This window comes from Actinomadura violacea, from assembly GCF_017573465.1.
GTDB lineage: Bacteria > Actinomycetota > Actinomycetes > Streptosporangiales > Streptosporangiaceae > Spirillospora > Spirillospora violacea.
This window is the reverse complement of record NZ_JAGEPF010000011.1, coordinates 241,128-253,320: the sequence shown is the minus strand read 5'-3', so window position 1 is coordinate 253,320 and position 12,193 is coordinate 241,128. Positions and strand designations below refer to the sequence as shown.

The 12,193-nt window shown below is 71.0% G+C and carries 11 protein-coding genes; 5 read left to right on the top strand and 6 right to left on the bottom strand.

Going from position 1 to position 12,193, the window contains the following annotated elements:
• Positions 1-133 precede the first annotated feature (133 nt).
• From J4709_RS19315 to J4709_RS19305, 3 genes are all read left to right on the top strand, one after another.
• The gene (locus J4709_RS19315; protein WP_307801364.1) at positions 134-739 is read left to right on the top strand and encodes a regulatory protein RecX; all 606 of its coding nucleotides are present in this window, start codon (positions 134-136) and stop codon (positions 737-739) included.
• A gap of 440 nt (positions 740-1,179) precedes the next feature.
• Positions 1,180-2,751 (top strand): ribonuclease Y, encoded by a 1,572-nt coding sequence (gene rny / locus J4709_RS19310; protein WP_208242633.1) that lies wholly within the window; start codon positions 1,180-1,182, stop codon positions 2,749-2,751.
• Between the two features lie 53 nt (positions 2,752-2,804).
• A complete protein-coding gene (locus J4709_RS19305; protein WP_208242631.1) occupies positions 2,805-3,743 on the top strand; it encodes a trypsin-like serine peptidase in 939 nt (312 codons plus the stop codon).
• Positions 3,744-3,828: 85 nt separating this feature from the next.
• Here the strand turns inward: J4709_RS19305 and J4709_RS19300 are convergent, their stop codons facing one another.
• From J4709_RS19300 to J4709_RS19280, 5 genes are all read right to left on the bottom strand, one after another.
• The gene (locus tag J4709_RS19300) at positions 3,829-5,820 is read right to left on the bottom strand and encodes a S9 family peptidase (RefSeq protein ID WP_208242629.1); all 1,992 of its coding nucleotides are present in this window, start codon (positions 5,818-5,820) and stop codon (positions 3,829-3,831) included.
• A 166-nt stretch (positions 5,821-5,986) separates the two neighbouring features.
• A complete protein-coding gene (locus J4709_RS19295) occupies positions 5,987-6,994 on the bottom strand; it encodes an amino acid ABC transporter permease (protein ID WP_208242627.1) in 1,008 nt (335 codons plus the stop codon).
• Positions 6,991-7,674: an amino acid ABC transporter permease gene (locus J4709_RS19290; RefSeq protein WP_208242625.1), complete on the bottom strand. Its 684-nt coding sequence runs from the start codon at positions 7,672-7,674 to the stop codon at positions 6,991-6,993. Before J4709_RS19290 ends, J4709_RS19295 begins: the two co-directional genes overlap by 4 nt.
• Positions 7,675-7,779: 105 nt before the next feature.
• On the bottom strand, positions 7,780-8,649 hold the full coding sequence (locus J4709_RS19285) for a glutamate ABC transporter substrate-binding protein (protein WP_208242624.1): 870 nt from the start codon (positions 8,647-8,649) through the stop codon (positions 7,780-7,782).
• 39 nt (positions 8,650-8,688) lie between these two features.
• Positions 8,689-9,411 carry an amino acid ABC transporter ATP-binding protein gene (locus tag J4709_RS19280; protein WP_443608458.1) on the bottom strand — a complete coding sequence of 241 codons (723 nt, stop codon included), beginning with the start codon at positions 9,409-9,411 and terminating at the stop codon, positions 8,689-8,691.
• Between the two features lie 261 nt (positions 9,412-9,672).
• Here J4709_RS19280 and miaB point away from each other — a divergent pair, with 261 nt between their 5' ends.
• Together miaB and J4709_RS19270 are read left to right on the top strand one after the other, a co-directional pair.
• Positions 9,673-11,208: a tRNA (N6-isopentenyl adenosine(37)-C2)-methylthiotransferase MiaB gene (gene miaB / locus J4709_RS19275; RefSeq protein WP_232383712.1), complete on the top strand. Its 1,536-nt coding sequence runs from the start codon at positions 9,673-9,675 to the stop codon at positions 11,206-11,208.
• Positions 11,205-11,963 carry a class III extradiol ring-cleavage dioxygenase family protein gene (locus J4709_RS19270; RefSeq protein ID WP_208242621.1) on the top strand — a complete coding sequence of 253 codons (759 nt, stop codon included), beginning with the start codon at positions 11,205-11,207 and terminating at the stop codon, positions 11,961-11,963. Before miaB ends, J4709_RS19270 begins: the two co-directional genes overlap by 4 nt.
• On the opposite strand, the gene J4709_RS19265 is transcribed toward J4709_RS19270, so the two are convergent.
• Positions 11,960-12,169 carry an antitoxin gene (locus J4709_RS19265; protein WP_208242620.1) on the bottom strand — a complete coding sequence of 70 codons (210 nt, stop codon included), beginning with the start codon at positions 12,167-12,169 and terminating at the stop codon, positions 11,960-11,962. The two genes, J4709_RS19270 and J4709_RS19265, sit on opposite strands and share 4 nt — an antisense overlap.
• Positions 12,170-12,193 lie beyond the last annotated feature (24 nt).

Sequence of the window (12,193 nt, the reverse complement as noted above, 5' to 3'; positions counted from 1 at the left end):
TCGCGATCGCGACGGGCCAGGTCGCTGCGTGGCTGGGCACAAACCCTGCGGCCGGTGGCGGTGGGTGATTCCCGTCGGCTCGTGCCCGCGGAAAGGCGAGGTGCCGCGGAATCGGGCCCGTAGCCTGCGGGGAGTGAGTGAGTTGGAGGCGGGGATGACGGGGCGGAGCGGGCGGCGGCGGGGCGGTGCCGGGGAGAAGGCCGGCGGGGAGTCCGCTCGGCGGGTGCCGGACGATCCGGAGGCGACGGCACGGGAGGTGTGCCTGCGGCTGCTGGCGTCCTCGCCGCGCACCCGTGCGCAGCTCGCGGACGCGCTGCGGCGCAAGGACGTACCCGACGACGTGGCCGAGCAGGTGCTCGGACGGTTCACCGACGTCGGGCTCATCGACGACGAGGCGTTCGCGCGGGCGTGGGTGCAGTCCCGGCATGCCGGGCGGGGCCTCGCCCGGCGCGCGCTCGCCGTCGAACTGCGCCGCCGCGGCGTCGCGGACGAGACCGTCAACGACGCGGTCGAGGCCCTCGAACCGGACCAGGAGGAGCGCACCGCGCGCGCCCTGGTCGACCGCAAGCTCCGCGGCACCAGGGGAGTCGACCCGGCCAAGCGCATGCGCCGCCTCGTCGGCATGCTCGCCCGCAAGGGCTACCCGCCGGGCCTGGCCTTCCGGGTCGTCAAGGAGGCCCTCGCGGACGAGGGCGCCGACCCGGACGACCTCCCCGACGATCCGGATCCGCTCGACTGACCCGTGTTCCGGTCGCGGGCGACACGCCGGGGATGACGGGCGGGCTGACCGCCCGGCGGTCACGCCCTGACTCCGGCTCCGGGTGATCGGGCAGGTGGCGAGGGGTGCGGGCGGTCAGGGGCGGCGGTAAGGAAGGACTCACGCCCGCGTTCGGTTAGTCCGGAATGCCCGGCGTTTGCTTGCTCATTACCTCCATGCCGCTTACCGTTACGGCAGTGAGGAGTTACTCCGCGTCTCGCGGATTGTCATACGACCGAGCACGTTCCAGCAGCTGAGAGGCGTACAGGACACGTTCGACGACCGGAACCGGCCGGAACGCCCGGGGCGCGACGCGCGGCCCGGCGGTGCCGTGTACCCGGCCGTCCGCCCGGCGCGAGTGAATCCTCGCTAGTCAGGGCCCCGATCCCGGGCGGGCCCAACGGCGAGGAAGGATCTGCCTCATGGAGAGCGTCCTGCTGGGTGCAGCGCTGCTGGTGACCCTGGTCGCTCTCGTCATCGTCATGCTGTGGCGTCCCGGCATGCCCGGGAAGGCGGCGGCGGAGATGGCCCGCGCGCAGAGCGAGGCGGACGGGATCCGCGGCCGGGCCAAGCAGGAGGCGCGGGAGTCGCGCGAGCAGGCCGAGGCGCAGGCGGAGCGGATCGCCGCGACGGCGCGCGCGGACGCCGAGGAGGAGGCCCGGGCCCTCCGCGACGATCTCCGGACGGCCAGGGAGGATCTGGAGCGCCGCGAGACCCGGCTGGCCGAGCGCGAGCAGCGCCTAGACGGCGAGATGCGGCGGCTCCAGGAGTGGGCGGACCGGCTCGCGGAGACCAAGCGGACGCTGGAGACGCGCAAGAAGGAGCTGGCCGGCGTCGAGGAGGAGCGCCGCAAGGTCCTGGAGCGGTCGGCCGGGCTGACCGCCGAGCAGGCCAAGGGCGAGCTGGTCGCGGCGATCGAGAACCAGGCCAAGCGGGAGGCCATCCCGATCACCCGGGAGATCGAGAACGCGGCGCGGGCGGAGGGCGACAAGCGCGCCCGCAAGATCGTGACGCTGGCGATCCAGCGGGTGGCCAGCGAGCAGACCGCCGAGTCGGTCGTGTCGGTGCTGCACCTGCCGAGCGATGAGATGAAGGGCCGGATCATCGGCCGCGAGGGCCGCAACATCCGCGCGTTCGAGACCACCACCGGGGTGAACCTGATCATCGACGACACGCCGGAGGCGGTGCTGCTGAGCTGCTTCGACCCGGTGCGCCGCGAGGTCGGCCGGCTGACCCTGGAGAAGCTCGTGCTGGACGGGCGGATCCATCCGCAGCGGATCGAGGAGGTCTACGACCGCAGCCGCAGCGACGTCGAGCAGCGGTGCGTGCGGGCCGGCGAGGACGCGCTCGTGGAGGTCGGCATCGCCGACATGCACCCGGAGCTGATCGCGCTGCTCGGCCGGCTGCGGTACCGGACGTCCTACGGGCAGAACGTGCTGAAGCACCTCATCGAGTCCGCGCACATCGCCGGGATCATGGCGAGCGAGCTGCGGCTGCCGGCGGAGGTCGCGAAGCGGTGCACGCTGCTGCACGACATCGGCAAGGCGCTCACGCACGAGGTGGAGGGCAGCCACGCGCTGATCGGGGCGGAGATCGCGCGCCGGTACGGCGAGGACGAGGACGTGGTGCACGCGATCGAGGCGCACCACAACGAGGTCGAGGTCCGCACGGTGGAGGCGGTGCTCACGCAGGCGGCGGACGCGGTGAGCGGCAGCCGCCCGGGGGCGCGCAGGGAGTCGCTGGAGGCCTACGTCAAGCGGCTCGAGCGGCTGGAGGAGATCGCCCGGGAGAAGCACGAGGGCGTGGAGAAGGTCTTCGCGATGCAGGCGGGCCGGGAGATCCGGGTGATGGTGAAGCCGGACTCGGTGGACGACATCCAGGCGCAGGTCATCGCGCGCGACATCGCCAAGCAGGTCGAGGACGAACTGACCTATCCGGGGCAGATCCGGGTCACCGTGGTGCGCGAGTCCCGGGCGATCGAGTTCGCGCGCTGAGGAGTGTGATCGTTCCCGTTGTGCGGGAGCGGCGGGATCGGTACTTTTGCGCGATGCGCAATCGGTGGATGCGGTGGACGGCCGCGGGCGGTGCCTGCGCCGGCATCGTCGCTGCGGGGGCCGGGACGGTCTGGTACACCTCGGGCGACGCCCAGGGACGCACGGTGGCGGACACGTCCGCGAGCATGCGGATCAGTGCGGCGGACGCCGGTGACGCGTCCCGCTACTGGACGGCGAAGCGGATGGCCGCGGCGACCCCCATCGACCGGGTGAACGGCGGCGCGGCGGGGCGGACGCTGTCGGCGCAGTCGATCACCAAGTCGAAGGCGTTCGGCGGCGTGCCGACGATCGGCGCGCTGTTCTTCAACAACGGCCAGGGCGACCACTTCTGCACCGCGAGCGTCGTGCAGAGCTCGTCGCAGCGGCTGCTGATCACCGCGGCGCACTGCATCCACGGCGGCAAGGGCAAGAAGTACGCGTCGAAGGTGGCGTTCGTCCCGAAGTACGACCGGGGGAAGCGCCCGTACGGCACGTGGACGGCCAAGATGCTGCTGGTCGACCAGCGGTGGGTGAGCAGCACCGACCGCGACCTCGACTTCGGGTTCATCGCCCTGAACGACCGCGGCGGCAAGAGGATCCAGAAGGCGGTCGGCTACAACAGGCTCGCGGTGAACCAGGGCGTCGGCAGGACGGTGAACGTGGCCGGCTACCCGAAGATCACCTTCGACTCGCGCGACCGCCCCATCTACTGCCGCACCAAGACCGCGAAGCAGGCCAAGTACCAGATCCGGATGGACTGCACGGGCTTCTACGGCGGCACGAGCGGCAGCCCGTGGCTGCTGAACTACAGCTACACGACGCAGCGGGGCGACATCAACGGCGTCATCGGCGGCTACCAGGGCGGCGGCAACACGGCGTCCCGGTCGTACTCGGCGTACTTCGACAAGGACGTCTCGAACCTGCGCGCCGCCGCCGACAAGCGCGCCGCCTGACCCCTGCCCCGGCCCCGCGGCCCGCCGCGCGGCCGGGTCCGTCCGCCGAGGGCCGTGGCGGCCGCCGGCGGACGGGACGGAGGGCTCAGGCCACCGTCAGGTCGATGGGGTCGACGCCCCGCGGCTCGAATCCGAGGGTCTGCCCGTAGAACGCCAGCTCGGCCTCCAGGCACGCGATGACGGTGTCGGCGCGGCGGAAGCCGTGCGACTCGCCCTCGAACGTCAGGTAGGCGTACGGCATCTTCTTGGCGGCCAGCGCGACCGCGAACCGCTCGGACTGGTCCGGCGGCACGACCGGGTCGTTGAGGCCCTGCAGGAGTAGCACGGGGCACGCCGTCCGGTCGGCCCGGTTGAGCGGCGAGCGCTCCTCGTAGGCCCGCTCGAAGCCGGGCAGCGGGCCGATGAGCCCGAACAGGTAGTGCGACTCGAAGTCGTGCGTGGCCTCGGCGAAGCTCTGCAGGTCGCTGATCCCGAAGTAGGACGTGGCGGCCTTGAACAGGTCGGTCTGGGTGGCGGCGGCGAGCGTCGTCCAGCCGCCCGCGGAGCCGCCGCGGATGGCCAGCCGGGCCGGGTCCGCTATGCCGCCGTCGACGAGCGCCTGCGCGGCGGCTATGGCGTCCTCCACGTCCACCACGCCCCACTGGCGGCGCAGCCGCTCGCGGTAGGCGCGCCCATAGCCGGTGGACCCGCCGTAGTTGACGTCGATGACGCCGATACCGCGGCTGGTGAAGTAGCACCGCTCCAGGTCGAGGTCCTTGGAGACGCGCCCGGTCGGACCGCCGTGCACGAACACCACGTAGGGCGGCAGCTCGCCCTCAGGGGCGGCGGCCTCCGGGTTGGTCGGCGGGAACACGTAGGCGTGGACGGGGCGCCCGAACGGGCCTTCGAGGCGCTCGGTGCGGGGCTTCGACAGGTACGCGACGTCGGGCAGTTCGGGGAGCTCGCGGCGGAGCCCCTCGACGCGGCCCGTCGTGGTGTCCACCCGCACCACCGACGTCGGCAGGTCCGGGCCGCCCGCGATGCCGACGATCGTCGTGCCGTCGGCCGACAGCTGCGGGTGCCAGTCCTCGTAGGGCACCTCCACGTCGACCAGGTCGAGGGTCTCGGGGTCGTAGATGCCGAGCCGCATGTCGCCCTCGCCGTGCAGGACGGCGAGGCGCCCGTCGTCCAGCAGCGCGTACGGCATGCCGCCGAGCTGCCAGAGCGCCCCGGTGAACTCCTCCTCGGCCGGGTACAGCGCCTGCGGGGACTCGCCGTGCAGGCCGACCTGGTAGATGTTCCACCAGCCGGGCCAGTCGGAGATGACGTACAGCGACTCGTCGTCGCGCCACAGCGGCGCCACCGCGGACTCGGTGAGGCCGCCCTTGACGGTGCGGGGCGCGACCGTGGTGCCGTTCTCGATGGCCGCCACGCGCAGCTCCGTGCCGTCCCACGGCATGCGGGGGTGGTTCCACTGCACCCAGGCGAGGTGCCCGCCGCCCGGCGACGGCGCCGGCGAGGCGTAGAAGTGCGCGCCCGTCACGAGCTCGCGGATGGCGCCCGCGTCGTCGGCGGCGCTGCCGTCCAGCGGGACGGCGACGATCGCGCGGCGGATGCCGGCGGTGCCGTCCCCGCCCTCGGCCGGCTCGGCGATGTGGCCCTCGCACACGCACCAGATCTCCGTGCCGTCGGGGGACAGCACGTAGTCGGCGTAGCGCAGCCCCGCCTGGACGGCCGGTTCCGGGGTGAGCGGGTACGGCTTGGGGTCGCCCTCGTCCAGCCGGTGGAGCCGCTGGTCCTCGTAGTTGGAGAACACCAGCGACACGCCCTCGGAGGTACGGACCGGCAGGTATGACCGCCCGCCGTACTCATGAACGCGCGTACGGGCGTCCCAGGGCGCCTGGAGCAGCTCGGTGCGGTGACCGCCGTTGAGATGGATGACCGTCGTGCGCCCGCCCTCCTCGGGACGGGTCTCCTGCCACCACACGTCGTCACCGGAGGCGGTGGGGAAACTGAGGCGAAGCCGGGCGCGGGCCACGTCGGCCGCGGAGATGGGGGAAGGCCAGGAGCCGTAGGGGAGGGTCGCACGAGCGGTCATACCAGGAATCGTCCCGCATACGGGGATCGGTTGGGGCCATGACGGGCGCTTTGACTTCGGAAAGATATGTGCCGGTCACGGGTGATCGGCAACGCGCGGCACCCCGCCGGGTAAAGCGGAGGGCGCCGCCGGAGACCGGCGGCGCCCTGCACGGCGGAAGGGGGCGTCAGACGACGGCGCCGCCCGTCGCGCCGGTGGCTCCGCCGACGATCATGCCCGGGGCCGGGGGAGCGCCGGTCCCCGTGCCGAGGGTCTTGCCGGAGGTCTTGCGGCTGCGGCGGCTGCGGCCCTCCAGCCACGTCGCGAACCGGCTCACCGACATGTTGATCGCGATGTAGATGACCGCGATGACGATCCCGGCCTGGATCTTGTTGTTGTGGTAGTTGGCCGGGACGAGGTTGAACCCCGCGTTGAGCAGCTCGCTGTAGGCGATGATGAACCCGAGCGCGGTGTCCTTGAGCAGGACGACGAGCTGGCTCACGATCGCCGGCATCATCACGCGGACGGCCTGCGGCAGCAGCACCAGCCGCATCACGCCGTTCTTGCGCAGCCCGATGGAGTAGGCGGCCTCCGCCTGCCCCTTGGGGATGGACAGCACGCCCGCCCGCACGACCTCGGCCAGCACCGAGCCGTTGTACAGCACCAGGCCGAACACGACCGCGGCGAAGGCCGGCACGACGACGGTCCCGGCGTTGATCTGCACGCCGAACAGCGAGAAGAAGTTCTCCACCAGCACCCGCTGCAGGGTGCCGAACTGGGACTCGGCGATCGTCGGGCTGATCTTGTTCGGGACGAAGAACGCCAGGAAGATCAGGATCAGCAGTGGGATCGCCCGGAAGAACTCGACCACCGCGCCCGCCGGGATCCGGACCCACCAGTGGTCCGAGAGGCGCCCGAGGCCGAACACGATCCCGAACAGCATGGCCAGCACGGACGCGACCGCCGCCGCCTTCAGCGTGCTGCCGAGGCCCGGAAGGATCATCTCCTTCCAGACCGTCCACTTCAGGAACGGGCTCCAGTACTGGCCCGCGAACTGGCCCTTGTCGTCGAAGCGCCAGATGAAGGCCGCGAGGATCGCCAGCAGGACCACCGACGAGACGATGGTCATCATCCGGTTGCGCGCGCGGGCCCGCGGGCCGGGCGCGTCGAAGAGGACCGTCGCTTCCTTGTTCATCGCGCCACCGCCATCCGCTTGGCCAGCCAGCCGAAGAAGAACCCGGTCGGCAGTGTCAGGATCATGAAGCCGATGGCGACCCCGATGAACAGCGGGATCGCGCCGCTGGCGAAGCTCGGCTTGTCCAGCAGGGTCTTGCTGATCAGCGCGACCTCCGCGTAGCTCGCCGCCGCGGCCACCGTGGTGTTCTTGATCATCGCGATCAGGATGCTGCCCATCGGCGCGATCACCGAGCGGAACGCCTGCGGCAGGATGATCATCCGCAGCGACTGGCTGAACGTCAGCCCGATCGAGCGCGCCGCCTCGGCCTGGCCGAGCGGCACCGTGTTGATGCCCGACCGCAGCGTCTCGCAGACGAACGCGCCGGTGTAGCCCGACAGCCCGAGGACCGCCCACCAGTAGTAGGTCGTCGACGAGCTCTCGGAGAACGTCAGATGCAGCGTGTCGTTGAGGCCCTGGGCGCAGAGCAGCAGCAGCAGGGTCAAAGGGGTGTTGCGGACGATGTTGACGTAGCCCGTGCCGAAGGAGCGCAGCACCGGGACCGGGGAGACCCGGAAGCTCGCCAGCAGCGTGCCGATGATGAGCGACAGGACCGCCGACGCCGCGGCCAGGCGGATCGTCGCCCAGAACCCTTCGAGGATCTCGTGGAAGTTGTCGAAGAAGGGGCCGAAGTCAAACATTGCTTAGCTGTTCCATAGCGTTCCAGCCGGTCGAGTCCACACCGGTGCCTCCCCGGAGACGCGTCTCCGGGGAGGCACCGGCCGAGGGGGAGCCTCAGCCTGGGATCAGGCGCAGCCTTCCATCTGCGGGACGGTCGTGTTGAGCTTCAGACCCGTGCCCGTGAAGTTCTTCTCCAGGTAGGTCTTGGCGCTGCCGTCCTGGTACATCTTCTGGATGGCGGAGTTGACCGCCTCGCAGGTCTCCTTGTCGCCCTTCTTGATGCCGACGCCGTACTTCTCGTCGGTGAAGGGGTCGTTGATGACCTTGAACTGGCCGGGCTGCTGCGCGGCGAAGCCCGCGAGGATCAGGTCGTCGGTGCTCACCGCGTCCAGGGCGCCCGACTTCAGCTTGCTCACGCAGTCGGAGTAGCTGTTGGCGTCGACCAGCGTGACGCCCTTGATGTCGAGCTTGCCGTCCGGCGGCGGCTCGGTGACGCGGCGGAAGGAGTTCGACCCGGCCGCGCGGCACAGCTTCTTGCCCTTGAGGTCCTGGGCCTTCTTGATGCTGCTGTTCTTGGCCTGGACCATCGTGTCCTGGTGCGCGACGTAGTAGGGCCCGCCGAAGGTGATCTGCTGCTTGCGCGCGTCGGTGATGGAGTAGGTCGCCACCACCAGGTCGACCTGCCCGCCGCCGAGGAACGACTCGCGGTTCGCGGAGGTCGTCTCCTTGAAGGTGATGCCGCTCTCGGGGACGCCGAGCTGCTTGGCGATGTACCGGGCGACGTCGACGTCGAAGCCGGCGAACGTGCCGTCCGGCTTCTTCAGCCCGAGCGAGGGCTGGTCGAACTTGATGCCGATCGTCAGCTTCTTGTCTTCCTTGGCCTTCTGGACGACCGTCTTGGCCTCGGTCTTCTCCTTGTCGCTACCGCAGGCCGTGGCGGCCAGCGACAGGGCAAGGCCCGCGCCGATCAGAGCGCCGAAACGCTTGAATCGCATTACTCGTCACACCTCTGCTTCTCTGAGGAGCCCCGCGGCTCAGTGCGTGAGGATCTTGGAAAGGAAGTCCTTCGCGCGGTCGGTTCGCGCGTTGGTGAAGAACTCGTCGGGGGTGTTCTCCTCGACGATCTGCCCGTCCGCCATGAACACGACCTTCTGCGCGGCCCGGCGGGCGAAGCCCATCTCGTGGGTCACCACGATCATCGTCATGCCCTCCCTGGCCAGGCCGGTCATGACGTCGAGGACCTCGTTGACCATCTCGGGGTCGAGCGCCGAGGTGGGCTCGTCGAAGAGCATCACCTTCGGCCGCATCGCCAGGGAGCGGGCGATCGCGGCGCGCTGCTGCTGGCCGCCGGAGAGCTGGGCGGGGTACTTGCCCGCCTGGTTGGCGATGCCGACGCGCTCGAGAAGCTCCATCGCGTGCTTCTCCGACTCCTGCTTGCCCTGCTTGCGGACCTTCATCGGCCCGAGCGTGACGTTCTCGAGGATCGTCTTGTGGGCGAACAGGTTGAACGACTGGAACACCATGCCGACGTCCGCCCGCAGGCGCGCCAGCTCCTTGCCCTCCTTGGGCAGCTCCTTGCCGTCGACGAGGATCCGGCCGCCGTCGACGGGCTCCAGCCGGTTGATCGACCGGCACAGGGTCGACTTCCCGCCGCCCGAGGGGCCGATGACGACGACGACCTCGCCGCGGTCCACGGTGAGGTTGATGTCCTTGAGCACGTGCAGCTCGCCGAAGTGCTTGTGGACGTGCTCGACCACGACGAGCGGTCCCGTGCCGGTTGCGGCGGCCTGCGTGATGGCGTCCTCCGGCCCGGTGCCCTTGGTCAGGTCGGGCCCGCCTTCGCTGTCCGTCATGCGGTGGGACTTTACGTCATCGCCAAGTACGCGGGGGTTCCGCGGCGGTACCGATCCGATCACGAATCCGCACGTCGGCGGGTGGATCGGGCACCGCAGCGTGATCGTCCGTGCCCGGCGCGCACCCTCCGGCGCGTACGCTTGGGGACTGTCATGAGTGCGCCTATGGAGACGAGCCCCCGCACGTACGAGATCCGTACCTACGGGTGCCAGATGAACGTCCACGACTCCGAGCGGCTGTCCGGCCTGCTGGAAGCGGCCGGCTACGTGCGCGCGGGCGAGGCGGAGCCCGACGTGGTCGTGTTCAACACCTGCGCGGTGCGGGAGAACGCCGACAACCGGCTCTACGGCAACCTGGGCCATCTGCGGCCGGTCAAGGACGGCCGTCCGGGCATGCAGATCGCCGTGGGCGGCTGCCTGGCGCAGAAGGACCGCGACACGATCGTCAAGCGCGCCCCCTGGGTGGACGTCGTGTTCGGCACCCACAACATCGGGTCGCTGCCGGCGCTGCTGGAGCGCTCGCGGGTGCAGAGCGAGGCGCAGGTCGAGATCGAAGAGTCGCTGGTGACCTTCCCCTCGACGCTGCCGACGCGCCGCGAGTCGCCGTACGCCGCCTGGGTGTCGATCTCCGTCGGCTGCAACAACACGTGCACGTTCTGCATCGTCCCGTCGCTGCGCGGCAAGGAGAAGGACCGCCGTCCCGGCGAGATCCTCGCCGAGGTCGAGGCGCTGGTCGGCGAGGGCGCCCTGGAGATCACGCTGCTGGGGCAGAACGTCAACGCCTATGGCTCGGGCTTCGGCGCGCTGTCGGCCGCGCCGGACGAGGTGCGCGCGATGACGGCGGACGGCTCGTCCGCCTTCGCCGGCCTCCTGCGCGCGTGCGGGACCGTGGACGGCCTGGAGCGGGTCCGGTTCACCTCGCCGCACCCCAAGGACTTCACCGACGACGTGATCGCGGCGATGGCGGAGACGCCGAACGTGATGCCGTCGCTGCACATGCCGCTGCAGTCCGGGTCGGACGCGGTGCTGAAGGCGATGCGCCGGTCCTACCGGCAGGAGCGCTATCTCGGCATCATCGAGAAGGTGCGGGCCGCCATCCCGGACGCGGCGATCACCACCGACATCATCGTGGGCTTCCCGGGCGAGACCGAGGCGGACTTCGAGCAGACCCTGCACGTGGTGCGGGAGGCGCGGTTCTCCTCGGCGTTCACGTTCCAGTACTCCAAGCGCCCGGGTACGCCGGCGGCCACCATGGACGGGCAGCTGCCCAAGGAGGTCGTGCAGGAGCGGTACGAGCGGCTCGTCGCCCTGCAGGAGGAGATCTCCTGGGCGGAGAACAAGAAGCAGCTGGGCCGCACCCTTGAGGTCCTCGTGGCCGAAGGGGAGGGGCGTAAGGACGAGGCCACCCGCCGCCTGTCGGGCCGCGCGCCGGACAACCGGCTGGTCCACTTCCAGGTGCCGGACGAGCCCGTCCGTCCCGGCGACATGGTCACCGTAGAGGTGACCTATGCGGCGCCCCACCACCTCGTGGCGGACAAGCCGGTCCAGGCCGTCCGCCGTACGCGGGCGGGCGACGCATGGGAGGCGCGGCTGGCGGAGGGCCCGAAGGGCGTCGCGCTGGGCATGCCGACGATCGGCCGCCCGGCGCAGGTCCCGGCGGCCGCCTCCGGGTGCGCCGCTCCCACCTCGACCGGCGCATGATCGTCTCGGCGGCGGTGTGCCCGCATCCGCCGATCCTCGTCCCCGCCCTGGCGGCGGGGGCCGCGCCGGAACTCGACGGCCTTCGCGCGGCCTGCGACGACGCCGTCCGCCGGCTCGCCGCACACGACGTGGACGCGCTGATCGTCGTCGGCGGGGCTCCGGAAACGCGCGCCTACGGCGCGGGCGCCTATGCAACGCTCCGCCCGTACGGGCTGGACTGGACGAGCCCCGTCGTCCCAGCCGACGGGTACGGCGGCGAGGCCCTGCCGCTGTCCCTCACCATCGGCTACTGGCTTCTCGAACGGCACGGCATGGCGGCGCAGGCGCGCTACCAGTCGGTCGCGTTCGACGCGGATCCGGACGCCTGCCTGCGGCTGGGCGCCGAGCTCGCCGGTTCGGCGGCCCGCGTCGCGCTCCTGGTGATGGGCGACGGTTCCGCGTGCCGGACGGAGAAGGCGCCCGGATACCTCGACGAACGCGCCCAAGGCTACGACGAGCGCGTCGCGCAGGCCCTCGGTAAGGCGGACGCCGCCGCCCTCGCCGCGCTCGACCCCGGGCTCTCAGCGGAACTGCAGGTCGCCGGGCGAGCGGCATGGCAGGTTCTCGCCGGCGCCGCGCGAGCCGAGGGCCGCAAGGGCGCCCCGGCCGCCAGGGCGGCCGAGGCGGAGCCCACGGCCGCTCTCCTGGCGGACGAGGCGCCCTATGGGGTCGGCTACTTCGTGGCGAGCTGGGCCCTGGAGGGCGGGACGCTCTAGCGGGGCTCGTTCGGGCCGGCCTCGCCGCCGCCGCCCTCATGGCTGCGGTCGATATAGTCGCTCCCCTTCTCCTGGGCCTTGTCGACCTTGTCGGCGTACTTGCCGCCGGTCTTCTGGTCGAACATGTCCCCGGCCTTGTCCACGCCCTTCTTGGCCTGGTCGGAGTGCTGGCCGAGCATTTCCTTGACCTTGTCGACGAAGGACATCGCGTTCCCCCCGGATCCCTCGAG